This is a genomic window from Chryseobacterium vrystaatense (assembly GCF_000737765.1).
Lineage (GTDB): Bacteria > Bacteroidota > Bacteroidia > Flavobacteriales > Weeksellaceae > Chryseobacterium > Chryseobacterium vrystaatense.
Genome location: NZ_JPRI01000005.1, coordinates 21,802 through 47,593, shown reverse-complemented (window position 1 = coordinate 47,593; position 25,792 = coordinate 21,802). Strand labels below are relative to the sequence as shown.

The 25,792-nt window shown below is 35.8% G+C and carries 23 protein-coding genes and 2 pseudogenes; 1 reads left to right on the top strand and 24 read right to left on the bottom strand.

Annotation, left to right across the window (positions count from 1 at the left end):
- The first annotated feature begins 6 nt into the window (after positions 1 to 6).
- Complete coding sequence (locus IW16_RS14300) at positions 7 to 1,548, top strand: NAD(P)/FAD-dependent oxidoreductase (protein WP_034745485.1); 1,542 nt, start codon at positions 7 to 9, stop codon at positions 1,546 to 1,548.
- Positions 1,549 to 2,756: 1,208 nt separating this feature from the next.
- Here IW16_RS14300 and IW16_RS14290 read toward each other — a convergent pair.
- The 24 genes and pseudogenes from IW16_RS14290 to IW16_RS14175 form a co-directional block, all read right to left on the bottom strand.
- Positions 2,757 to 3,179: a hypothetical protein gene (locus IW16_RS14290; RefSeq protein WP_131327898.1), complete on the bottom strand. Its 423-nt coding sequence runs from the start codon at positions 3,177 to 3,179 to the stop codon at positions 2,757 to 2,759.
- Between the two features lie 47 nt (positions 3,180 to 3,226).
- Positions 3,227 to 3,643, bottom strand: a complete 417-nt coding sequence (locus IW16_RS26650) for a hypothetical protein (protein ID WP_034745476.1) — start codon at positions 3,641 to 3,643, stop codon at positions 3,227 to 3,229.
- Positions 3,644 to 3,840: 197 nt separating this feature from the next.
- The gene (locus IW16_RS14280; RefSeq protein ID WP_034745473.1) at positions 3,841 to 4,299 is read right to left on the bottom strand and encodes a hypothetical protein; all 459 of its coding nucleotides are present in this window, start codon (positions 4,297 to 4,299) and stop codon (positions 3,841 to 3,843) included.
- A 138-nt stretch (positions 4,300 to 4,437) separates the two neighbouring features.
- Complete coding sequence (locus IW16_RS14275) at positions 4,438 to 4,803, bottom strand: hypothetical protein (RefSeq protein ID WP_034745471.1); 366 nt, start codon at positions 4,801 to 4,803, stop codon at positions 4,438 to 4,440.
- A 240-nt stretch (positions 4,804 to 5,043) separates the two neighbouring features.
- Positions 5,044 to 5,409, bottom strand: a complete 366-nt coding sequence (locus tag IW16_RS14270) for a hypothetical protein (protein WP_034745469.1) — start codon at positions 5,407 to 5,409, stop codon at positions 5,044 to 5,046.
- 475 nt (positions 5,410 to 5,884) lie between these two features.
- Positions 5,885 to 6,376 carry a hypothetical protein gene (locus tag IW16_RS14265; protein ID WP_034745467.1) on the bottom strand — a complete coding sequence of 164 codons (492 nt, stop codon included), beginning with the start codon at positions 6,374 to 6,376 and terminating at the stop codon, positions 5,885 to 5,887.
- Between the two features lie 261 nt (positions 6,377 to 6,637).
- Positions 6,638 to 7,009, bottom strand: coding sequence for a hypothetical protein (locus IW16_RS14260; protein ID WP_034745465.1), 372 nt, complete (start codon positions 7,007 to 7,009; stop codon positions 6,638 to 6,640).
- 127 nt (positions 7,010 to 7,136) lie between these two features.
- Positions 7,137 to 8,096: pseudogene (locus IW16_RS14255) on the bottom strand (RHS repeat-associated core domain-containing protein); the annotation flags it as partial.
- 297 nt (positions 8,097 to 8,393) lie between these two features.
- Positions 8,394 to 8,750: a hypothetical protein gene (locus IW16_RS14250; protein ID WP_034745459.1), complete on the bottom strand. Its 357-nt coding sequence runs from the start codon at positions 8,748 to 8,750 to the stop codon at positions 8,394 to 8,396.
- 4 nt (positions 8,751 to 8,754) lie between these two features.
- Positions 8,755 to 9,897 carry an RHS repeat-associated core domain-containing protein gene (locus IW16_RS27215; RefSeq protein ID WP_394332460.1) on the bottom strand — a complete coding sequence of 381 codons (1,143 nt, stop codon included), beginning with the start codon at positions 9,895 to 9,897 and terminating at the stop codon, positions 8,755 to 8,757.
- Positions 9,898 to 10,153: 256 nt separating this feature from the next.
- Positions 10,154 to 10,495 (bottom strand): hypothetical protein, encoded by a 342-nt coding sequence (locus IW16_RS14240; protein WP_034745454.1) that lies wholly within the window; start codon positions 10,493 to 10,495, stop codon positions 10,154 to 10,156.
- 2 nt (positions 10,496 to 10,497) lie between these two features.
- Positions 10,498 to 11,244 (bottom strand): hypothetical protein, encoded by a 747-nt coding sequence (locus IW16_RS25730; RefSeq protein ID WP_051890284.1) that lies wholly within the window; start codon positions 11,242 to 11,244, stop codon positions 10,498 to 10,500.
- A gap of 150 nt (positions 11,245 to 11,394) precedes the next feature.
- On the bottom strand, positions 11,395 to 11,598 hold the full coding sequence (locus IW16_RS27210) for an RHS repeat-associated core domain-containing protein (protein WP_034745450.1): 204 nt from the start codon (positions 11,596 to 11,598) through the stop codon (positions 11,395 to 11,397).
- A 361-nt stretch (positions 11,599 to 11,959) separates the two neighbouring features.
- Positions 11,960 to 12,508 carry a hypothetical protein gene (locus IW16_RS14225; RefSeq protein ID WP_034745447.1) on the bottom strand — a complete coding sequence of 183 codons (549 nt, stop codon included), beginning with the start codon at positions 12,506 to 12,508 and terminating at the stop codon, positions 11,960 to 11,962.
- Positions 12,508 to 13,377, bottom strand: a complete 870-nt coding sequence (locus tag IW16_RS14220) for an RHS repeat-associated core domain-containing protein (RefSeq protein ID WP_084694554.1) — start codon at positions 13,375 to 13,377, stop codon at positions 12,508 to 12,510. The genes IW16_RS14225 and IW16_RS14220 overlap by 1 nt, the downstream gene beginning before the upstream one ends.
- Positions 13,378 to 13,755: 378 nt before the next feature.
- Positions 13,756 to 14,091, bottom strand: coding sequence for an SMI1/KNR4 family protein (locus IW16_RS14215; RefSeq protein ID WP_034745443.1), 336 nt, complete (start codon positions 14,089 to 14,091; stop codon positions 13,756 to 13,758).
- Positions 14,092 to 14,287: 196 nt separating this feature from the next.
- Positions 14,288 to 14,482, bottom strand: a pseudogene (locus IW16_RS26315) (RHS repeat-associated core domain-containing protein); the annotation flags it as partial.
- Positions 14,483 to 14,571: 89 nt separating this feature from the next.
- Positions 14,572 to 15,009, bottom strand: coding sequence for a hypothetical protein (locus IW16_RS14205; RefSeq protein ID WP_034745439.1), 438 nt, complete (start codon positions 15,007 to 15,009; stop codon positions 14,572 to 14,574).
- A gap of 7 nt (positions 15,010 to 15,016) precedes the next feature.
- Positions 15,017 to 18,724, bottom strand: a complete 3,708-nt coding sequence (locus IW16_RS14200; protein WP_165571982.1) for a DUF6443 domain-containing protein — start codon at positions 18,722 to 18,724, stop codon at positions 15,017 to 15,019.
- Positions 18,721 to 19,101: a four helix bundle protein gene (locus IW16_RS14195; protein WP_223878239.1), complete on the bottom strand. Its 381-nt coding sequence runs from the start codon at positions 19,099 to 19,101 to the stop codon at positions 18,721 to 18,723. Before IW16_RS14195 ends, IW16_RS14200 begins: the two co-directional genes overlap by 4 nt.
- A gap of 3 nt (positions 19,102 to 19,104) precedes the next feature.
- Positions 19,105 to 21,921, bottom strand: a complete 2,817-nt coding sequence (locus tag IW16_RS14190; RefSeq protein WP_131327897.1) for a hypothetical protein — start codon at positions 21,919 to 21,921, stop codon at positions 19,105 to 19,107.
- A gap of 10 nt (positions 21,922 to 21,931) precedes the next feature.
- Positions 21,932 to 23,563, bottom strand: a complete 1,632-nt coding sequence (locus tag IW16_RS14185; RefSeq protein WP_034745433.1) for a T9SS type A sorting domain-containing protein — start codon at positions 23,561 to 23,563, stop codon at positions 21,932 to 21,934.
- A 608-nt stretch (positions 23,564 to 24,171) separates the two neighbouring features.
- Positions 24,172 to 25,098 (bottom strand): malate dehydrogenase, encoded by a 927-nt coding sequence (locus IW16_RS14180; protein WP_034745431.1) that lies wholly within the window; start codon positions 25,096 to 25,098, stop codon positions 24,172 to 24,174.
- 116 nt (positions 25,099 to 25,214) lie between these two features.
- Positions 25,215 to 25,766 carry a biliverdin-producing heme oxygenase gene (locus tag IW16_RS14175; protein WP_034745429.1) on the bottom strand — a complete coding sequence of 184 codons (552 nt, stop codon included), beginning with the start codon at positions 25,764 to 25,766 and terminating at the stop codon, positions 25,215 to 25,217.
- Positions 25,767 to 25,792 lie beyond the last annotated feature (26 nt).

Sequence of the window (25,792 nt, the reverse complement as noted above, 5' to 3'; positions counted from 1 at the left end):
CTTAATATGCAAAAAGATATCGAAATCACATTGCTTCCTCACGAAGTAGAGCAAACTGAGCTAATTAACCAAAAACTGGCTAAAGCCTTAAAACTATCCGAATCCAGGATAAAAGGCTTTGAAATCCTGAAAAGATCTATAGATGCCCGTTCTCGAAAAGTCATTTTTCGCCTTCAGGTAAAGGTTTTTGTGGATGAAGAAGCCGTTCCGGAATTTTACACTGTCAATTATCCTAATGTAGCTACGGCAAAACCAGTAATCATTATCGGTGCAGGCCCGGCAGGTTTATTTGCTGCTTTACAGTGTATCGAAAATGGATTAAAACCCATTATTATCGAACGGGGTAAAGATGTAAGGCAACGCCGTAGAGATTTAGCTGCCATAAATAAACAGGGTCTGGTAAATACCGAATCTAATTACTGTTACGGTGAAGGTGGTGCCGGTACTTATTCAGATGGCAAATTATACACCCGGTCCAATAAGCGTGGCGACATTAATAAAGTTCTTCAGGTTTTTGTAAACCATGGCGCGCATCAAGATATCACGATCGATGCCCGTCCGCATATCGGCACGAACAAACTTCCACATATTATTACTTCCATAAAAAACACGATCTTAAATGCTGGTGGTGAAGTAATGTTCGATAGCCAGATGACCGATATTTTAATCGAATTTGGTAAAGTAAAAGGAATAGAAATTAATTTTCAGGACAAGTTATTTGCCGATGATATTATCCTGGCAACAGGCCATTCGGCAAGAGACGTTTACGAATTGTTAAACAAAAAGAACATTCTGATTGAGGCCAAACCTTTTGCTTTAGGGGTAAGGATAGAACATCCTCAGGAAATTATTGATTCAGCACAATACCATTGCGATATCCGTTCAGAATTTTTACCACCGGCCTATTATAGTTTGGTAGAGCAGGTTGGTCCCCGCGGTGTATTTTCTTTTTGCATGTGCCCGGGTGGTATTATTGCTCCATGTGCCACTGGTGAGAATGAAATTGTGGTTAACGGTTGGTCGCCATCTAAGCGAAACAACCCTTATGCCAACTCTGGGACAGTGGTTCAGGTTACCTTAGATGATGTTCAGGGTTACGATCCACTAAAGATGTTACATTTTCAATCAGAAATCGAAAAAAGAGCCTTCGAAGCTGGCGGTGGCAATTTGGTTGCTCCTGCACAACGCATGGTCGATTTTGTTAATAATAAATTATCAATCGATCTGCCAAAGAATTCTTATCTCCCAGGTACTAAAAGTTCGATGCTCGATCACATTCTGCCCGATTTTGTATCTGATAGTTTGCGTGCGGCATTGCCTTTGTTTGGGAAAAAAATTAGAGGTTATTATACTAATGAAGCCATTTTGGTTGGTGTTGAAAGTAGAACATCATCGCCGGTTAGGATCCCAAGGGATAAAGAAACCTATCAGCATCCTCAGGTAAAAGGTTTATATCCCTGTGCAGAAGGTGCCGGTTATGCAGGCGGAATTGTATCTGCCGCAATAGATGGAATTAACTGTGCGAATGCAATATTAAGCGCATCATAACAAACTTTCTATTATACCAATTGTTGTATCCGGGAACCGTATATTTCCCAAATGGTCGGTATCACTGTACTATAGTTCTGTTTTCATATACAAAATAGAAAAAATTTTACAACACAAAAACCACTGCTAAGTAGCAGTGGTTTTTGTTATTATTACTGCCCCACACGATGCAATCTTGCGGGAGAGGGTTTTGAAGCATTACCAAACTATCTTTATTGAATCCTTTTCTTATTATTTATAATTTAAAAACTGTAATTTAAGTGCTCAGCTTTTAGGAGAAGGTCAATATCTCTGTTACTTGAATTCTATGATATTGCTTTCCACCTTACCCGTAAAGAATTTATATTTCTTTAATTGCTTCTTTTGAGAAAATGTCAAATATTGATCGAATTCCTTAAACCCACACAAGCTTAGATACAACTTATAATTTTCTGATTGTTCAAGAATATAATTGTAAAAAATTAGTTCTTGTGCTGTAACATTATATAAATCAAACTTAATATTAAAGGAAATTTTTCTTTTGCCTTTAAGTAAATCAGGTTGCTGATCATCTGATAATTAATAAAGGCAAGATGATAATCCCTAATCTTATGGTTCTTCCCCCAATTCAATACTTTTTTTTCTAAACCAGATCTTTGTATGTTGACCTTGTTAGTGATAAGATCTAAGTTTTCTGATGTATTAGAATAACCTACTGTATAATCTTCTTTCTTACCATCTTTTCCGATAATATTAACCATCAATCCAAAACTGGGAAATTCTAATTCTTGATCAGAAAAGTTATTACACTCAGGTTCATAAGGACGAAAATGAAGTAAGTCTACCGGAAGAATATAATTTTCCTTTGATTCATTATAGATCGTTACATTGGCAACTGAATTTACTAATGTTAATTCTAATCATAGCTGACCAAATAGAGAGTAAAAGAAGAAAGTCAGAATTAAAATACAGTACTTTGTATACATATTATTTTAGTATTTCATTTTTAATATCTGCAATAGCATCAAGTTCGTTATCCATTTCTGGATAACGAATTTAAATCTATTTTTAAGATTCCCGCCTATCACCATAAAATTGACAGTAAAATAAGTAAAAATCCGAGAAAGTGTATTTCCTGATTAGATTTTGTTCAGTCTTTATTTGGATATAGGCTTGACGCTTGTACAGGATGATATGTTTGAACTAAACGAAGTAGCGAGGGGCAACCTCTATTTGATACTCTTCGTTGTAATTTCTTCGACTAACCATTTACCCAGAGTATATTCACTTTTAATGGGGTAAAAACATAGTGCTGTTGTAGTATCTCTATGCCATAGAACTACAAAAGCCAATTTTTCATCAATGATCACTTTTTTTATGTAGAAATCGTACTCATCTTTTCTTTCAGCACTAATATTAACAGCAAGATCATTATTTCTGAATGTTAAAAATTGATTAGTGAGACGGTGTTCCGGATCTATGATATTTATCGAATTATCTTGACTGTAGTTTTTTAAAATCCTGTAAACATTTTGATTTGTAAAAAGCTGTTCAGTAAAGTTTTTAGAACGATCTGATCTAAAAACGTTTTGCAAACTACATGAAATAAATAAGCTTATAGATGCTATCAAATAGCAGAATGTTTTCTTCAAAGTTTTGTTTTAAATTTTAATTGTTTCACAAGGACGATATTCATACGTTATTTTAGAAAGTATAATTCAAAATTATGATTACGTAAATCTGCAATTACCAATGTAACTAAACATAAAGCTATACTTAAAATGATATATATCTTTACTGGCAAATCCCATTGTTTATATATTTCATTATTTTCTCTAAACTTTTCAAAAATCTTCACATATCTTTTTTTGTGATAAAGTAAAAAATAATTTATGATCACAAAAAAACATAAAAATGCTATTATGATAACTTTATAATCTCCATAAAGTTTTGGAATAGTCCAAAAATCAGTTACAAAATTATAAATCATAACAATGGTAAACGCATTCAAATTAACTAATAGAGAAATTACAAGCAAAGTTGAAATTAAAGGAGCTTCTTGTTTTTTCTTATAATACTGATATATGTAAAAATTTAAATAAAAATAGTATGTCATGATTTTTTTTATTTATTCCCAAAGTCGTTATCTGTTGCTTCCAATGCCTATTTTTCTACGAAATATGTAGGTAGCTATGTATGACTCCCAATTAGTAAGGTCTATAGCTTAAATTAATACTTGGATTAAAATTAAATTAGAGTATTGAAATTCAATACTCTAATTTTGTTACAAATAGGATGCAATAAAACTTTTCATTAAAATTTTTCTTCAAACCACTTTCTAATTTCACTCTCTAGAGATGAACGTCTTTCTACCTCTATCGAAGGGTTTCTTCTTCTTTCTTCAAATATCTTTTTACGATTAAATGACCCTCCAATAAGAACAAAAAGAAATAAAAATAGGATGCAAATAATTATCTTGAAACCTCCTTTTTTATCTTTCTCAAAATCATAATCCACCCATTTTTTCTCTCTAACAAAGAAAAAATGATTGAAAATACCGAGTAATATCATACCAAATATTATATATTTTTTTGAAGGAATAGATAGGATATCTAAAAAATCAAGCACACCTAGGAAAGATATTATTGCAATACTTAAAACGGCTGTACTGACGGCAGTAGCACTAAATACTGCCTGAAATTCATTTTCATTTTGATTATCTATATAATATCTATAAATTCTAAACAAAAAATAATAATATGCTTTCATCATCAAAACTAATTTTCTCCTGGTTTATCAAACAGTGATCTTCCTGTTGAATATTCATATAAAAATTTCCCACCAAAATAAAAATAATTGAATCACTAACTTTGGAACATTACCAAATTTAAAAAATAAACAAAAAAAATTTCACAAGCCATTACCTTTCGAGATATGTCTTTTCATTTTATATTTGAAATCGTCAAAATTAGAATCCCAAAAAAATGGTGGATGGTAAGTGTATAAAATCGCTAATTCATCCATGAAAAATCTTACTCTTTCGCCACAATTATCTTCATAACCATCATCTTCATAATTATATACAAAGTCATTTGCAAATTCCCTAAAATCTAGGGATGTTAAAAGATATTTATCCTTGTATAAATTTATAAACTCAAACAGTGAAATAATAAAATCTCTATATTCATCCAAAGTCATCTTGGAAATATTTTCTGGTCTTAGTTCAATTTCTAATTTTTCTTGAATTTGTTTTATAATTAAGTCTCTTTTTTCCATATAATTTATTTTACAGGTTGCCAAGCTGAGGCAGTGGTTTGGATTAATGTTCTAAATGTCCCTACATTCATAGGAATTGCCAGCCGTATTTGTCCATAATATTGAAGGCGTAATTATAAGGAGAATCTCTTCTCATCTGAAACTAATTTGTAAAATTAGAGTATTGAACTTTCAATACTCCAATTATTTTCAAGGTGATCCAAAAAAGGCATCAACTCCATGTGACCCAAGATCGCATTTTTACAAACCATTACCTTCTGTAAAATCTCTTTTTAATTTATTTTTAAAATCTTCAAAGTTAGAATGAAAAAAATACGGAGGAGGTGTAGAAAAACGGAATATCAACTCATCCATAAAAAAAGCAACTCTTTCCCAACAATTATCTTCGTACTCATCATAATTATATCTATGATGAATACTGTTGCTAAATTCGACAAAATCTTCTTCTGTCAAATGGTATTTATTTTTGTGTAAATTTATATATTCAAATATTGAAAAGAAGAAATCTTTATATTGATCTATACTTAGCTTAGAGAGATTTTCTGGATTAAATTCAACATATAATTTTTCTAAAATTTTTCTTACAATAACTTCTCTTTCTTCCATATATTTAATTATTTTACAGGTTGCCCAGCTGGGGCAGTACTTTGAATTAATGTTCTAAAGGTTCCTACGGTTATAGGCATCGGAGGTCGGATTTGTCCATAATATTGAAGGCGTAATTATAAGGAGAATCTCTCATCTGTTCTGCCAATGGATCGCCCCCCATCTTCCCAGATCGCCCATATAGAATCTTGCTCAATAATCATACATCCCGGTTTCCTGAAGTTCCTTACCGTTGTACTTATAACTCTGCCAGCTTCCAAAACCGGAACTGTTCAATACGTTGCCTCCAATATGGTTCAGCCCGAAAGGATAATAGTTGTTGGTATCTAAAATTTCAGGAGCGACTGCGCTGTTTTTAGCAAAACTTATTCAAGTACTGTATAATATTACGCATTATTTCTAAAAAACATAAACCACTGGTTTTTTTTTGCAGTGGCTTATGTTTTTATTATTAATTATTCACTTAAATAATGAATTACCATATTTTTATTATACCGTGGTAATTATTTTCTCCATCAATTTTTAAGTGGAGGGTATCTTTTATATAAGGCTGTTTTAAATAACCCCAATAGCCATCAAAACTATCAAGTTTCTTTTCATCCTCCTTTTTATAATAAATAGCGATTCCATTTTTAAGATTTCTGTCAAAACTTATATTATATGGATATCTTGTATCTTTTATAATGCGTGTATCGTTAATAGACTTATTACTAACTTTATATCCTCTTTCAAGATACGGTTTAAAATAAAAACCTTTTGAATCTCCAGAATCTATTATTTTATAATTTAATTCTCGGACAAAAACCTTTCTTCTTTTTGATTCTTTTATACTTTCTGTTTTAGATCTATTCTTCCAAACCTGATATCCATTCCATCCCACAAAATTTGAAATATAGGGGAATACCATCATCGATAATACAAAAATGACCACTAGCAGAAAAAAAATAGTTACTATGCTTTTTTTCATTATTCTAAATTGTATTTAAAATTATTTTTTATATCTCAGTTTTTGATTTGAGTATAAGTATACTTTATATAAATAGTTTTAGCCAGAAATGTAATAGTTGTTGGTATTAAAATTTCAAGAGCGCCTGCGCTGTTTTTGGCGAAAATTGGTTAAAAATTAGGATGTTGATTTCAACACCCTAACTATTTATAATATTTTCTCAACTTTAAAAGTATAAGAAGTATAGACTTTTTGTCTCAAAAAAGGCATCAACTCCAAAAATTAGAAATTCGCGAAGTCGAGACTTTGCTGATTAATGTCTATCCCCCATTTTAATTTCATATATTCTTCAAGAGAAGCGTCCCAAAATTTTGGTGGTGAACAAAATCCCATTAATTCTGAAAGTATCATTTGCATTCTTTCTTCATAGATAGAACTTTTTTCATAATAATCATAGTACTGAATGTGCTTACTATTTATAAAACTTTTTAAATCTTCATCTAAACTTAAACCTTCATATTTTAGTTTGTTAACTTTTATAAAAAAATCCAATATTAATATTTTATAATTCTCGTTGCTTAACGACGAAATAGTTTCAAAATCTAGTATTTCAAATAAATAATTCAATTGATTTATCATCTTATTGGTTTCCATAATGGTGCTGTTGCTTGTATGTGTCATCTAAATTGTTGTAATGTTGTTCTTCCTACAGGAGTTATATTAGCGTGATTAATTGCATCAATGTTTATTCCTAAGCCTGACCCAATTACGTCTTTAGCCATTATTCTAAATAAAGTAGTTTTACCTGGGTTACCAAAGGTGTAGCAGGAATGACATTCCCATAACCTGGAGTTACAGACATTCCTTGCCCTGATGATCCAAATACATAATCTAAATCATTAACATTTCGTATAAAATCTGTAGATCTTACTCCCAATGTATTTAGAGAATTACCTAATTCCGGTACTCCACCTACACTCCTCATGTTTCTATATAAATATAAATTTCCAGAATCTGGATCACCAGTAGTAGTTATAGGCACATCCAATGGCAAATCTCTTGTCCAGTTAAATTCCGGTTCTTTAATCATTGTAGGGTATAAAACTGCTCCTAAAGTCATAGCTCCTGTAGAGGCAAATCCTTTGACTACACTTCCTACTGTTGACAATTCATAACCTTCAAACGCAATTTCTCCAATTTGTATACCAGTTCTAGAAATTGTTGCCCCAGGTAAAAATGTTGTAATTCCAGCGCCTCTATTTCCTCCAAATATGCCTCTAATGAAGCTTCCAGCTCTTTGCAAAAAATTAGGTTTTGGGCTGGGAGAATTAGCTGATGGATTCATAAGAGCCCTAAAAGCATCTGCTGCTTCACTTCCTGTGTAAACAGTTCCATCTTTGGTCCTCCTAACAGTTCCACCGCCACCAAGTGTAGGTCCCATAATCCCATCATAGCTGTTGCTGTCATAAACTCCTCTGCCTAACCAATTGGGGTTGGTCCAGCCTGGAGTATACATCCCACTGTTGTCACTAGCTGAGGTAAGCTGAATTTGAGGGGCCATCCCATCGGGATCTGTAAAACCTATAGGATTATTAAAAGCATAATTATAAGGAGAATGTCTTCTCATCTGCTCTGCCAATGGATCAATCACGCCCCATCTTCCCAGATCTGCCTTATACATTCTTGCACCATGATCGCCCCAGCCTGTTTCTTTCTGCATTTCTTTTCCACAGTATCGGTAATTGTAAGCAGAATTTCCGTATAATGCATTGTATCCTTCATGCTTTAATTCAAATGGGTAATACTTGTTTTCTTCTAGAACTTCTGCGTCAACATTTGAGTTTTTTGAGTAGTTTAAGCGGAGATAGTTGCTGTAGGTATAACTTTACTATAACTATATTTTCATGCAACAAAAGATTTTTGTTCAGCATAAAAACCACGGTTATTGAACGGTAGTTTCTGTTATTATTATTTTACCAAACGATGTAATCGAGGGGCGATAATTATTATCCTAACAAAGTAAGCATATCAATTACAATTATCTATGATAGCCATCAATACTAATAAAATCAACTTTTGGTTTATTATTTAATTTCTCAATTTTGAAATCAGGTGTGACCCATATATATTCATTTTTACTATTAATTATATAAATTACACTTTTATCATTACTAATATAAACACTATCTATTTTATCTACTATTATTCTTCCATGTATAAAGCTATCCTCGCCTGTTTTATGCATAACCAATATTGATCTTGATGGTTGATTTAAATATATATCATCTTTTAATTGAAACATAAAACTTTCCATTTTTTCTGGGAACATTTTATTACATGACTGAGTAATCAAAACGACTAAACCAATCATTAAATACACTTTTTTTGTTATCATAATTTTATTTTTTATTTATCCATTGATAGTTAAAATGAATATTAATTGTCGTTGTTCCCAATGGCGTAATTGTTTTTCCTCTATTAAATGAATCTGCGTTATTTCTTGATATTCCTGAAGATACAGTATATTTATCGAAAACATTTACATATAGTCTGTCTCCTCTCTTTTGCATATTATATACCATACCTCCCCGCCAAATAGATTGATCTCCTAAGCCCTTAAAATGGGCGTCTATACTACCACTGATCCCAATTTTATCGGGACTTGTACCTATATAATATTGAATTGTTTGTCCTTCTTTTATTTTTCCTGCATTATACTCGTTTGCAAACATTGTGGCTGCCCTTGCAGATGAATTTGACCACTTTATATCTTCTGTCAAAGCATCACCAGGAAAGAAATTTCTTTTTTCAGGACCTGTTCCCGAAGCATACTCATACATTAATATTGCTGTAGTCTTTTGTGCACTCTGCTTAAAAATATTCTGCTTTTCTGCTTCTGTTAGCTTAGATAGTGTGAATGGAGTTCCAAATAATTTATTAGCAAACGTGGACAAGCCTTGAATAAGAGCATAATGTTGAACAGTATATGTTGGACCTGGACCATTTACTCCAAATTGCGAAAAATTAAACTGTGAGAAGTTAACCTGAGGATTCATAAGATCCCTAAAAGCTGCAGCTGCTGCACTTCCTGTGTAAACAGTTACATCATTATTATTATAAGAACCACTTCCACCTCCGCCAAGTGTAGGCCCCATAATCCCATCATAGCTGGTGCTGTCATAAACTCCTCTTCCTAACCAATTGGGGTTGGTCCAGCCGGGGGTATACATCCCACTGTTGTCACTAGCTGAGGTAAGCTGAATTTGAGGAGCCATCCCATCGGGATCTGTAAAACCTATAGGATTATTGAAGGCATAATTATAAGGAGAATGCCTTCTCATCTGCTCAGCCAATGGATCAATCACGCCCCATCTTCCCAGATCCGGCATATAGAATCTTGCTCCATAATCATACATTCCTGTTTCTTGTAGTTCTTTGCCATTGTATTTATAACTCTGCCAGCTTCCGAAACCTGAGCTGTTCAAGCCGTTTCCTCCAGTGTGGTTTAATCCAAAAGGATAGTAATTATTGGTATCTAAAATTTCAAGAGCGCCTGCGCTGTTTTTGGCAAAACTTACCCGGGTATTTCCAAGGTGGTCTCTGTAGTGCTGAATATACTTATTGTTTTCAAAATAATATATAACTGTACGACAGTTATGTTTTCAATACAAAACAGAAAAATTTTCACCATACAAAACCACTGCTTAATAGCAATGGTTTTTGTTATTATTACATCACCACAGGACGCAATCATGCGGGAGCCGGGGCTCTAACTTTAAATTTGTAAATGAATTAAAACTAATTTGTTCTTTGACTTAAGATTCCCAGAACCCTATCCATTTCATGGCTTATAAAAATGGTTATATCCTCATTTTTATAATTGAAATTACTAATGATCACTTTTTTATCATTATAATTCAAAAGATTTTCTAGTAATTCATCGTAACCATCAATCTTAAAACTATTACTATTATTAATTTCACTTCGCAACTTATATATTGAAATAGCTTTATTTTTGTCAATTAATATATATTTAAATACAGTAATGTTGTCTAAATACTCAGCGATTAAAAAGTATAAGTTATTATTTAAATCTTCTTTAAATAACGTGTAAATTTGCTTTATGTTAGTTGTTTCCATATTTATCTTTTTTGAATAAATGGAACTGCACCATTAACAATTCCTCGAATTAGTATTTCTTGTTCATTATATTTATCTGGACTAGGTATAATTTCGTGAACAGAAAATGCTTTTTGTAAAAGTACACCTCCAGACCCATTCTTATTTGCAAATTTCAAAGCAGTATTTCTATTTATGGTCCAAGACGTAAAAACACTTTCTGTATCACCCCAGTTATGAGAATCAGGATCATTATGTCCTCCTAATGGAATAGCCATACCTTTCAGTGCATTTTTATAATCATAATGTCCTATACAGACTCCCCTATACAATGTTATAAGATCTTCAGGCCGATCATCAGTTGTTGTAATAGGTATATCCAATGGCAAATCTCTTGTCCAGTTAAATTCCGGTTCTTTAATCATTGTAGGGTATAAAACTGCTCCTAAAGTCATAGCTCCTGTAGCGGCAAATCCTTTGACTAAACTTCCTACTGTTGACAATTCATAACCTTCAAACGCAATTCCTCCAATTTGTATACCAGTTCTAGAAATTGTTGCCCCAGATAAAAATGTTGTAATTCCAGCACCTCTATTTCCTCCAAATATGCCTCTAATGAAGCTTCCAGCTCTTTGCAAAAAATTAGGTTTTGGGCTGGGAGGATTAGCTGATGGATTCATAAGATCCCTAAAAGCTGCTGCTTCACTTCCTGTGTAAACAGTTCCATCTTTGGTCCTTTTAACAGTTCCACCACCAAGTGTAGGACCCATAATCCCATCATAGCTGTTGCTATCATAAACTCCTCTTCCTAACCAATTGGGGTTGGTCCAGCCGGGGTATACATCCCACTGTTGTCACTAGCTGAGGTAAGCTGAATTTGAGGAGCCATCCCATCCGGATCTGTAAAGCTTATCGGATTATTAAAAAGCATAATTATAGGGAGAATGTCTTCTCATCTGCTCTGCTAATGGGTCGATTACGCCCCATCTTCCAAGATCGGCCATATAGAACCTTGCTCCATAATCATACATTCCTGTTTCCTGTAGTTCCTTACCATTGTACTTATAGCTATACCAACTGCCGAAACCTGAGCTGTTCAAGCCGTTTCCTCCGGTATGGTTCAATCCGAATGGATAGTAGTTATTGGTATCTAAAATTTCAAGAGCGCCTGCGCTTTTTTTGGCAAAACTTACCCTTGCATTGCCAAGGTGGTCTTTATACTCATTGATTGCAAAATATACAAAACAGAAAAATTATTACAATACAAAACCACTGCGTAATAGCAATGGTTTCTGTTATTATTGCTTCACTACACAAGAGGATTAGTGCGGCAGCAAGAGGGAATCACTAACTTTGGAATATTACCCAAATTTAAATCTCCACACTAACGTTTATTATTACTTTACCATACGAAAGATTCGTACGGGAGGTTTTAATGTTTAACAACTCAAGAGTTTATGCTTTATGGATTAGGATAAATATATTTTACTCCTTACAATAAAAATTTGGAAGGTTATAATTATTACGATAACTTATAATCATATTATCTCCACCGAGTCCCTTAATACATGTAAAATCTGTAAAACATTCGTTCAATAGCTTTTCATTTCCCTTATCCTGAAACTTAATTTTTTGTTGAAACTTTATATAATCCGAAAAGGTTAAATTTTTGTTGGGGATAAAAAATGTACAACTGTAAAAATAGTTCCACAGATCAAAAATAAGATTATATGTATTCTCATTTATAACTATTCTGGCAATACTATCAAAACGAACGTCATCTAATTTTTTTAGAATAAGATATTCACCTTCATTATTAAAAGTATCGAGTATTCTAACTTTAAGTTTTTTTAACTCTTTTTCTTCAGTTAAATTTTCTTCACGTCTAAATGAAAAAAACAGTGTACTTCCTTTTGGAAATAAAGACTTATAAATGATTTTTAGTTGGTTTAAGTCATCCCAATTATTTATGTCAAAGTTATCAATGAAAAGAAGGCTAACTTCTTTACTTAAAATTCTGTTATTAAATTCCATTATTTTTTTTTAATTGGTTTTCCAAGATAAAAAGGATTTATGCTTCTATGAGGAGAATTGCTAAGCCCCCAATAATTTGAATGAAAATGCAATGTAGTACCTCTATTTAAAGAAGGAAGACCATGATAATCTAATCGAAATTTTCCACCAGTTGGTGATCCATATGAAAGTATTGTTCCACCACCTACGCTTGGATTTGCATATAAAAATTCTGTTCTTCCTACTTTAAAACCATAACCTCCATTTATTCCAAATGGATTTATTTGTGACGTTTTTTTCAAAACTAAAATCTCTAAAGCTTTTTCAGTCATAAAGCCAGCGCCATACGCATATAATCCAGCCAGCTGAGGCGAAATATTCATGTACTGGGTAAAATCAAACTTTGAAAAATCAGGTTGAGGATTCGTAAGAGCATTAAGTCCTTCGCTTACTTTATCTCCCTCATAAACTGTCCCTTCCTTAGTGGTATAAACTCTTCCCTGTTTAACAGCAGATCCTAAATTGGTACGACCTCTTTCACTGTTCCACTGGCTGGTAGCCAGGTAATTTTCATCCACTCCTCCGATCACCTGATCTGCATAATTTACCTTCAAAGCTATTCTACCATCCGGATCAATAAAATTAACAGGATTGTCCGCTGCATAATGATAAGGAGACCATCTACGCGACTGCTCTGCCAATGGGTCGATTACGCCCCATCTTCCCAGATCGGCCATATAGAACCTTGCTCCATAATCATACATTCCTGTTTCCTGTAGTTCCTTACCATTGTACTTATAGCTATACCAACTGCCGAAATCTGAGCTGTTCAAGCCGTTTCCTTCGGTATGGTTTAATCCGAAAGGATAATAGTTGTTGGTATCTAAAATTTCACGAGCGCCTGCGCTGTTTTTGGCGAAACTTGGTTAAAAATTAGGGTTGATTTCAACACCCTAACTATTTATAATATTTTCTCAACTTTAAAAGTATAAGAAGTATAAACTTTTTGTCCTAAAAAAGGTATCAATTCCACCTCGTCAAAGCTAATTCCTGTTAGATATTCCGATTCTATTCCTTTTCTTAATTGTTCGATTACTATATAGCACGGAAAGGATTCAAGAATGTCATCTCCAAACCATCCATCAAATTCATAATTTAGATTTTTTATTAACAGTGGAAAAAAGAATTATCTATTTCTGTTTTGTCTCCTATTCCTCCTGCTACTTCAGGTTCAATTAATTTATAAATGTATTACCAAAAAATTTAATTTAATATATCTCCAGTCCTTCATTTTCAAACTTATAAATAAATTCGGAAAAAGAATTTGCTAATAATACAGCATCACTTTCGTCCATTCCAACAAATGGAATAGAATAAAATTGCTTATTCTCTTTATTTATTAATATTCCGACGCCAGCACCATTTGTTCCAACAGCTACAAAGTTTGGAACGTACTGCTCGGTTTCATATTCAGTATTAATTTGGTTCAATTCACTTACAGGAAATAGTTCAACGTATCCGTTCTCAGAATATATTTCGTGATCTCGTAAATTATTCATATAAGAAGTATAATCTTCTGGGAATTCAATTTTATTATTCATCATTATGGTCTTTTTTTGGTTGACATGAGATAATCAAACTAAAAACTGAGAATAATATTAAGTTTTTATTAAGTAAAAAATTGGAGCACTAAGTTTTCAGTACTCCAAAATACTATTTAAAGAGGATTATTATAGTGTTCCAAAACCTCAATATCAGCTTGATTTATATTAACACGAACTCGAATTAATTATTTAACTTACTATACGGAGAATGTCTTCTCATCTGTTCTGCTAATGGATCTATCACACCCCATCTTCCCAGATCCGGCATATAGAACCTTACCCCATAATCATACATTCCTGTTTCCTGTAGTTCCTTACCGTTATAATTATAGCTCTGCCAGCTTCTAAAACCGGAACTGTTCAATCCGTTGCCTCCAATATGCTTTAACCCGATAATAATGATCAATGTCTAATTTAGAAGCTCTGTATTGTTTTGTATATTGCCATTTCAGGATTAGAAAAGTTAATAAAAACTAAATTTTATTTTGCATTTTTATGTTCAATATTCATAACATACCATTGTTGATCTTGCTCATCTTTCAATAAGTAGAAAACAACTCCCCTTGTGTTATCATTGGTTTCCAATACTACAAACGCTAAATCACTATTAAGTATAAATTTATTTATTTTAAAATAAAATTCATTTTTGGGAAGGACAGTCTGAATACGAATTTCCGTAGAATCGTTGTTAAACGTTTTTACAGATTGAGTTATTAAGTGGTGATCATCATATATTAATATTTGATGTCCAGAATATTTCTTTAAATTATGTATAACTTTTTCATTACTACAAAATTCATTAATGAATTTTTCATTTCGAATCTGCTTTTCTGTGAATCGAGTGGAGCAAGAAAGAAATAAACAACTTAAAATTAATAGTAAACTTGATTTCATAATTTTTAATAAATCTGTTTTCATGAAATAATTATTTGGAAATTATATTTGATAATGTTTTAAAGTTTTTTTCAACAAAAACTTTAAATATTTCTGAAATTTTAGTACCATGATTCCCCATATATAATGATGTTTTTACTTTTGTGTTTGGAAAGGTCGATCTCATCGCTCTAAATTCAAAAAAAACTCCTACTTCATTATTAAATTCCTGAGCTATAGGTGTATCTATAAATCTTATATTTCTTTTTGTATGATCTCCCCAATGGCTTGTCTCATGTCCAGCTAACATTACCATCCAAAAGATGTTTGTAACACCTTCTAAACTATTAGTATCTAAATTAGCTGTTTCATACCAGTTTAATACAGTCTTATCTATTGAAATTTTATTTATGTCCATTTTATCCTTGGTTTCTGCAAAATCATATTGAGCATCACCATAAGCTAATTTATCAGCGTGAAGAATCGCTCCTTTTCCGTACTGAAATATATCACTTAGTTCACCAGGAGAAAAACCACTTGCAATACTTAATGCTTCCATAAATTCTTTATTTTGAGTCATTTTAGGTAAAATAGTTGTTACCAAATTATAAAATGCAGGATAATTCTTCTTGTAATATTCTTCCTTCCCTTTGGGAAATTGAAACTTAGGATTGTTAAGAGCCCTAAAAGCATCTGCTGCTGCACTTCCCATGTAAACAGTCCCATCCTTAGTCCTTTTAACAGTTCCGCCACCACCAAGTGTAGGACCCATAATCCCATCATAGCTGGTGCTGTCATAAACTCCTCTGCCTAACCAATTGGGGTTGGTCCAGCCTGGAGTATACATCCCACTGTTGTCACTAGCTGAGGTAAGCTGAATTTGAGGGGCCATCCCATCGGGATCTGTAAAACCTATAGGATTATTGAAGGCATAATTATAAGGAGAATGTCTTCTCATCTTTTCTGCTAATGGATCGATTACGCCCCATCTTCCCAGATCCGGCATATAGAACCTTGCTCCATAATCATACATTCCTGTTTCCTGAAGTTCCTTACCATTGTACTTATAGCTATACCAACTGCCGAAACCTGAGCTGTTCAAGCCGTTTCCTCCGGTATGGTTTAATCCGAAAGGATAATAGTTGTTGGTATCTAAAATTTCAAGAGCGCCTGCGCTGTTTTTGGCAAAGCTTACCCTGACATTGCCAAGATGGTCTCCATACTGGTAAATATAACGGTTTTCTGTGAAACTGTAAAAGCCTTCTGCCGTGGGAACAAAATCAAGCTTCCATTCAGGGGTTTCTGTTCCGGGAAATACAATCCCTTTGTAGGCCTGCTCTTCAAAAGCCCTTTCCGTTTTGCATGTCAGGCAAGGCTCCAGGCTTCCTCTATCGGTATAGCTATACTGGAAACCATCCAGATAGTCTGTCATTCGGGTAGTCATAGAAGTACCTTTACCATCCCTTTTACCTGTAACGGTCTTTCTCAGCTTGGTGCCGTCAGCACGGTAAAGGTATCCAAGAGTAGAACGTACTGTACTTCCCAATGTGGTCTGTACAATATCATAGGTGTTGGGCAGATCCAGAATATTATAATTAATGGTCTGTATTCCTTTGTCCTTCATATTGATCATACTTCCATTCAAATCATAATCTATGGTATTGTTCCCGCCTTCATATCCTGTATCATTCATTGAGTTTTCAATGACTTTATCCAGTTGGTTCCCTGTATACTGGTATACCAGGTTATCGACCATAGTCGCTGTATTTCCTGTAACCGGAAAGGCATTTCTCTGCAGGGTCTTGATGTTCCCGTTCAGGTCATAGGTAGCATGTTCATTATAGGTATTGTTATGGGGAATCGTTGATCCCGGTTCTGCATAAATGGCATCTTTCAGCCGGTTCAACGGATCATAGACGTAAGAATATCTTTTCAAAATACCATCTGAAGCAGACTTCCAGTCTATTTCTGAAATATTACCATTGCTTTTCCCGGGTGCAACATTAGCATATTCAGGGGTTTGGTATTTCAGGGCATAACCGAAAAGCTTAGTGCCTAAAGCTGCCGGATCATTGACCCTGGTAAGTGCTCCCCGGATGTCATACTGATAATCGATGCTTTCCAGTCCCCCCGCTACTTTCTTATTGGAAAGCTGTGACAGCTCATTGTAGGTATTTTCCGCAAGCAGTTCTACGGGACCGCTGTCTACCTGATGGCGCTGTTTCTTCACTCTGTTTTGGCCGTCATACTCAAAACTCTGGGAAATCATCTTTTCTGTATCAGTACTGAGCCTTTTGTGATACAACTTGGTCTGTTGGGCTACTCCTGTAAAATCAAGTTCTGTTTCAGTTCTGGTATATCCTCCCAGATGATTAATGGTATAAGAACCTACATTTCTTCCTTTATTATCATAGTAGATATAGCTTTTGGTCCAGTTATCATCCTCAATATTTTTTACAAGACTCAGCGTAGGCATAGCCTGGGTATTCACGGATGCATTCTGTGCATCGGTCATGATCGCTTTTCCAAAGATTGTAGAGGGAAAAGGAGGGTTAAAACTGTAAGCCGGATAGGTATCATAATAGTTGACCGACAGAATTTTTACCCAGCCAACGGTAGGGTAAGTGCTATTGGGGTCATAGTAGACATCCATTCCTTCCCGGTTAAAGAAAACATTAGGGGTTCTGGAGACATTATTGCTTCCGAAATTTTCAGCATAAGACTGTTCCGATGCTCTTTCTCCTCCTGTACTGATCCCTGTAAATGCAACTCTTCCGAATTGATCATATTTGGTATACAGCCATTGTCCCTTGGCTCTCATCACAGCATCCTGGGTACCGACGATACGATCCTGTTTGTCATAGATCATCCATTCCCATCCTTTTCCCGGGACTTTTTTCTCCACCTGTCTTCCTAATCCGTCATAGCGGTACTGATAACACAATTTATCCAGCAATGCCTGATCCGGAGCGGTATCTGCTACCGCCAGCGGAGGAATAACATAAGCCAGCTGGCCATATTCATTGTAAAGGTAGTAGGTATCTACATCGCGCTGTCCATCATTCTTTCTAACAAGAATAGTTTCTCCCTTACTATTCTGGAATTGGGTGGTTGTATTGCCATCCGGATCGGTAACGGAAGTTTTTACCAGCTGATTCGCGGCAAAGAAAGCTACCAGAGAAATTCCCGACTCCGTTCTGCCTTCTGTCCAGCTGGTGGTTAACACATATTTTTTTACTTCACCATTCACATTGGTGCCATACCCCATATTCATGGGTTTCTGGGACCAGGTGGTTCCTGCCGGAAGCATCTGGCTTACTCTTCCAGGGAAAATATGATCGTAGACTTTTTCGGAGTATATTTTTTCACTTCCATATCCTGCAGAAGAGGCGTTCCCCAATGGATTGCTGTAGATTGCTCCATTGGCTGTGCCTGTCTGAGGAACCGGAAGGTAACTTTTAGTCTGTCTTCCCTGCGCATCATATTCTATAGGAACCACAACATCGCTCCCCAATGGGGTAGCTTTGATGGCAACAGACTGAATTGGCCTTCCCAGCCCGTCAAAATACTGAACGGATTCTGATTTTTTAATACAATCGGCATCCAGACAGTTTTTGGTATACACGTAGTTCTCAGTGGTGCTGAGACTGGTTTGCGCGGAAAAGGTGAGTGAAAAGAGAAGAGTGAAAAGTGAAAAATATTTTTTCGTCTCTTTCCTTTTCAATATAGAAAATCGAGGGGATGTTATTATTTTTTTCATTTGTTTAAAGCTAATTTTGAGGTTTTAATACTTGCTACCAGCATACTGATGAGTTCATTGATGTATGCAGCCAATCGTTCAAAGTATTCATCACCGATGTAGTGCGTACGATGTAAAAGTTCCAGCCAGTAACAGCTTTCGTTAGCCTCCTTAAGCGCTATGGACAGTTTATTAATAAAATCGGCCCTGCTCTGGCCAAACTCTGCTTCTCTGATCAGCGCTCCTATTGCTGTTCCGCTGCGAAGTAACTGTTTAGACATCACAAACTCCTTAGATTCTGTCAGCCTCCTGTATTGCTCCACAATATGAATACTGAAAGTAAAACTTTTATCTTTCAATACGTTTTTACTCTTCATTTTTAATTCTTCATTCATCATTCCCTAGTGTTTATAATTGTACTGGTTCTCCTGCAGGGTCTTTCCTTCCGCATCCGTTACTTTGATCAGTCTTCCTACGCTGTCATACACATTCACCGTTCTGATCCCGTTCCCTGATATGGAGTTCGTTACTCCGATTAAAGGGTCATAGGTGGATGCGGTTACCCCGTAATCTTTCAGTGCCGGATCTTTTCTTAAGGTCTCGAGTGCCTGTAACAACGCCGGTTCGTTAGCAGGATTGTCACAATCTGCATTCGAGGCCGCTACAGCAGCCGTTACACTGGCAAGGGAGGCCACCTGAGAATAGGAGGCTCCACTGATCACTGCAATAGGCATGGTCTGATGATATCCCCAGATCGTTGTGCTTGGAATTCCATTTTTTCCTGTGGCCTGAACCAGATTTCCTTTGTTGTCATAGACATCGAATGTAGACGTAGTAACAGGACTTTGGGTCTGTCTGTTATAACTGATCTCAGAGGTAGGATACAAATTCGTTGCGTGATCGAATCTGGTTTCTGACTTTCCGATCGTTTTTCCGTTTTCCTTTACCTCCGATTCCAACGGTATTCCTGTCATATTAGCCGCTAACAGTTTGGTGTGATTTTTATCCTGGGCATACTGGTAGAAACTTTCGGTCGTGGTTCCATCCGCTGAAACACTTTTGGAAGAGGAAGGTTTAAAATTATCTGCCCTCACATTGGTTTCGCTGGATGATGCCAGAAAAGAAGATGCAGAACCGGAAGGATAAACTACCGAACTGTTTTTCGTCTGGCTGAAATAAGCTGCTTTGGAATAATTATTTCCACTTATAGGATAATCCACATCGTTTTCCAATGCTAATGTATATTCAAAATTATCTCTTGACAACAGTTTGCCGCTTTCACTGTAGACTTCCTTTTTCTCCAGGATCCCCGATCTCACCAGATTATAGTAAGGTCTGAAGGTTCCATCGATTCCATCTTTCACATAAGGATATGAGGGGTAGCTATCCGAAAGTTTAAACTCATATTGGGTATAGCCCTTTGCTGTATCTTCCGTGACCTTTACATTTTTATACATTACACCATCATAAGTATGATACCCACTGGAGCTGTTGGGCAAGGAAAAACTGTCATAAGCATAGGTTACGGAATGAACAGGAGTGCTGCTTCCGGCATCAGCATATCGTTTGACAGATTTTATTCTGTATGGGGAACCACCTGTAGCATTTCTGTATGGGCCGGGTTTAGTGACAAGTTCTGAGAGGATAAATGTACCGGAACCCTCCACGTAAGGGATATTAACGGTAATGGTATACTGGCCCGGATAATTATAAAACTGTAATTTATCCGTTCGCTCATTATCTACAAGGACTTCGCTCCCTCTTTGCAGTGTATAGGATAATCTTTGATTAGGCTGAAGAGGCGGCCTTGGAGTAGGAAACCCTGTATTCGGATCAATAGGTCTCGGCTCTGTATAATGATATCGGGATGCATTGAAATTAAGCCAAAACGTACGTTTTCTGGCCGGATCTCCTGAAACGGTAAAAGTATAGGTTACTGCCTGTCTGGTATCAAAGTTTAACGGTGGAGATTTCGCGATAGACTGAGCACAACCATCTCTATAATCAGTATTTAAAGATTCCAGAAACTCTGCTGAACTTTTATCTTTATATACCTCCCCTCCTTCATAAATAAATTCTGTAACTCCTTTTGTAGGATAGATAATTTTACTCAGAACACCTAATGGGTTCTGTACCTGGCTCCCATCGCAGGCTGATCCGGTCGAAACACCAGAGGATGTAAGAGGATGGTAGACAAATGATGTTTCTTCAACAACCGTCTGCCCATCCATTTTTTTTATCCTGTTCAGCTGTCTTATTTTTGTTTTGCTCTCCACAGAGCCTGAAGGAAACGGATAAGAATATTCAAATGTATACTCTGCTGTTTTGGCATAAGCATTACTTAGAATCAGTTTTTTGATGCTGTAAGGATCATTCATTGTTTTTTGCAATGCCTGATCATAATCATAAACGATTTCTATATTTCCGGAGGCTGTGTTAATTTTCTCCAGCTGGCAGCTAATGTAAACCAGCCAATCATCCTCGTTCTTCTTGGTCTCTTTTTTATAAGTAAAACTGGCGGTTTCCACTCCGTGGGTGTTGGTGATCTTCGTAAGATAAAACGCCGATTTATATTCGGTACCCCATAATCCTTTACTTTCATAAAACCCGTCATAAACTACTGCTATTGAGTAGTCATTAAAGTGATAGGTATTTCCCTGATCATCGGTAATGGTAAAAGAGTCAACAAGTAAAGTCTTCGGGTTAGGATTGTTTTGTTTGGTATATGCTATTTTAACATGATTCAGTGGATTAAGATCAATAATAGTGAACGTATTTTGCTGGATATTTCTTGTTATTTTAAATTTCCCGGAAAAGCCCGGCAGATTGTAATAATATTCATCGTCAAAGTTAAATCTTTCTTCATCATACTGAAATAACTCATCTACAATACCATTAATTTTCCTTGAGATCACACCGCCTTTGGACATCAGCCATCCTGCTCCGGTTTCCCCTGCAACACCTCCTGTATTGATTGGATCATAGTTCAGCTGCAACCCAATCCCAGAGCCTCCATATCCCGGAATGCTCAGGAGCGGAACCGAGATCTCCGGTTTCCCCTTAGCAAGCGCGGGTGGATTATCGGTAAAGGTGGCAAAGGAAGTTAATGAGGGAACCGGATGGGGAGTATCCCCATAATTAACGCCCTGAAACTGCTGCTGCTGCGCCTGCATCGTAAAGCCCATCAGGCTTATGATGCACATGTATATCTTTTTCATTATTTAATGTTTATTTTTTGATTAGCCTGGCACTTGCCGATTTATTCGTATCTGTTTTGATCGTCACCAGATAAGCGCCCTGAATTAAATTCTGGGTATTGATCTTTGTGACTTTATTCTTAGTCTTGACAATCTGAAGTTGTCTTCCGCCCATATCATAAACTATAATATCAGCCTCTTTGAAATCATAGCCTATTTCTACATAAGCATAATCTGATACCGGATTCGGGTAGATTTTGATGTCTTGCTTTACAATCAACTGATCAATTTGTTTATCGCCTAATTTTATGATTTTCCAGTTCTCTTTTCCCAGTTCATCAGCACTCGTACCTGCTAAAATGATGGAACCATCTCTATTGAGTTTAATATCTGAAAGCCTTTCTTCCCGTTTTTTAGATTCTCCTTTCACGTGTTTTCTCCACTGCTCTTTTCCGTCCAGATCCAGGTATAGCATCCAAAAACTTTCATCATTGGCTTCAATTCTTCCTTCTGCCTGAGTGTAGCCACCCAGTAAAATCCCTTTGGTGAGGTCCTGGTTCTTGATTCTTGATTCTTGACTCTCATTAATGGTGCTCATTCCCATCAGGATATCTCTGTTTCCGAAATTGTAGGATTTCTGCCAGATTTCTTCGCCTCTCTCGTTTAAAGAAATCACCCATAGATCCGTTCCTTCTTCGATTCCTACAGATTTATTCCCTGATCTTTCGGATCTGGATTCTCCGCCAACCAAAAACCCGGATGATGTTAAAGCCAGTGTTCTGATGTGGTCATCGCCTTTTCCTCCGTAGTTCTTTTCCCATTCAATCTTACCCTCCTTCGAAAGTTTTACAATCCAATAATCTCCTTCACCATAGTTTTCGGAATTCTTTTGTACAGATTTGACAGATTGAGCGTCAGCTGAATTGGAACTGCCTGTACTTTTTACATTGGACATTTTAGTTTGTACCATTCCACTTCTGGAATAGATCCCTAACAACGCTCCTCCGTCCCGGGTAGGAATCATCTTTTCTACCTCATCAAGTCCTTTTCCACCAAAAATTATTTCAGAAAGAACTTTCCCGTCTTTATCAAGTTTTACCACCAAAACATCCTTTGAACCAAAGCCTTTAGTTGAGTTCTGTACATTTCCAGCGACAAAAAAACCAAGGTCTGTGGTCTGAATGACTGCTCTTGCTTCTTCATCTGCAGAAGTTCCCAGTGTTTTCTGCCACAATTCATCACCAAATTCATTAATTTTTATCAACCAGAGATCACTCCCCCCTTTGGAATCTTCTTTTTTACCTAGCCCTTTTGAGGAGTAGGAAGTCGATGCTACTAAAAAGCTTCCATCCTGAGTGGCAACTGTAGCTGATAAATAGTCGTGGTTATTTCCGGCAAAAAACTTTTCAAAAATTTTCTCACCCTGTTGATTCAATTTTATCAAATGCAGGTCGTAGCCCCTATTCTGGGTATTACCTCCCGTCTGAAGCTTATCGCTTTGAATGCTGCTTCCGGAAATAAGATACTGCTGATCGATGGTGGTGGTCACCTGGCTTAGAAAATCCTGCGTAGAAGATTTTATAGATTTCTCCCATAATACCTCCTGCCCGGACAGGGAAAGGATCGTGCACAAAGAAAATGCACCAAAATAGAATCTCTTCATCTATTTGCGTTTTTTAAGTTAATATTAGTTTTTATATAAGCTCGGCAAATTTAACACTTTTTAACGCCTCTACACGTCTCCTTACAGAGATTTAACATGAAGTTTATCACGTACCGGTGTATTTTTAAGTAGCGTTAAGTATTGCTTGCCAAAGATATAATCACACAGCGACAAAGTATGTCGTATTATTTTTTATATCATTTGAATTGTACACTGGTAATGTAATATTTATTTTCATTCGACAATCGAAAGTAAAAAACATCCTTTAAAGATATTTCTACGTAGAATTTTTTTAATTAAACAAAAGTAGTAACCAGCTTAGTATCATTTTTTGGGAGGATGCAGATGTAAATTTCACACAGCTATTTTCACTAGACAGTGATAAGAAGTCCCTTTTTCCTGATCTATTTCTCATGTTTTTTGATCAAAGAGAAAATTGTTTTAGAGTTTTGATCTATCGGAAAATATGTGGGATAAGAGAAATGAAGTTTCGGAAAATTTTCCAGTTTACAGAGATCCTGAAATGATCTTCAATAATCTTATGTAGACATAAAAAAAACTCAGCGCGGCCAAAGGCCGCGCTGAGCTATATATAGAGTTGAATCTAATTAGAACTTAAGATCTCCGTTTACCTCTCTTACAGCATTCGCTGCTTCAGCAAACTTCAACTGCTCATCTGCAGTAAGTGTTACGTTAACGATTTTTTCTACTCCGTTTGCTCCGATGATTGCTGGAACTCCCAGGCAGATATCATTTTGTCCGTATTCACCTTCAAGCATTAAAGAACAAGGGATCATTTTTTTCTGGTCGCAGGCAATGGCCTGAACCATGACAGAAACTGCTGCACCCGGTGCATACCAAGCTGAAGTTCCTAATAATTTTGTAAGAGTAGCTCCCCCTACTTTAGTTTCTTCAATAACATATTTTTGTTGCTCATCACTAAGGAATTCTGTTACCGGAACTCCGTTTCTTGTCGCTTTGCTCAATAATGGAAGCATACCTGTATCACTGTGAGCCGCAATCACCATTCCGTTAACATCAGAAATTGGACTTTCTAATGCCTCAGCCAGTCTGTACTGAAATCTTGCAGAATCCAGTGCACCACCCATTCCGATGATTTTGTGCTTAGGAAGACCTGAAGTTTTGTGTACCAGGTAAGCCATCGTATCCATCGGGTTAGAAACCACGATGATGATCACTTCCGGAGAATGTTTTACCAGGTTGGCAGTAACATCTTTTACAATTCCTGCGTTGATACCGATCAGCTCTTCTCTCGTCATTCCAGGTTTTCTTGGAATCCCTGAAGTGATTACTGCTACGTGAGAACCTGCAGTTTTGCTGTAATCTCCTGTTGTTCCGGTAATTTTTGTATCGAATCCGTTCAGCGAAGCTGTCTGCATCAAATCCATTGCCTTACCTTCAGCAAATCCTTCTTTAATGTCTACTAAAACTACTTCTGAACAGAAGTTTTTCATTGCGATGTATTCCGCACAGCTTGCTCCTACAGCGCCTGCACCTACTACAGTTACTTTCATATTGTATACTTTTTTTAAATTATTTTTTAGTTTAGTCTAAAAATTGAAACGCCCAAATTTAACAATTCCTGAAAATGTGGGCAATTTTTCAGGAATTTAATTGAGGTTCAGTGAAATTAATTGACGTTCAGTAAAAACGTATATAGTTTTTTTGCTCCCGACAGGACTTCATTATAGTTTTCTTCAGTAACTTCAGTGTCCAGAACTTCTTTGAAGTTCTTCCACATCGGTCCTGTATTTTCCTGATAGCACCCGAAGAAATTGAAAGTCACCTGATCAAAACCTTCTGTTTTAGAAAGCTGTTTTGCGATCACATTTCCACCTAAAGTAGAACCTTCGATCACGTACATTGCTCCCAGAGCCTCATGCTCATTGTCAAAGTGAAGGTCGTGTGAAACCGTTTGATTTTCCAGAGAAAGACTTTCAAGATCTTTCTCGATAAGAGGAAGTTTTACTCTGTTGGTGAGCTGAAGCTTTTCTGAATATTTGTCAGAAAGGCTTCCGAATATTTTATCTTCACTGTGAAGAAGCATCAGATAATTGGTATTGATGATCTTTTTGTAATCTTCCAATGTGAAGGTCTTATTAAAAATTTTTTCAGAATTGAAAAGTTTTTCCGCAGCATCGTGATATTCCGCTGTATTTTGTTTAAGATACTCTGATACCATAAATAAGGTTTTTAAAGTTTCCCAAA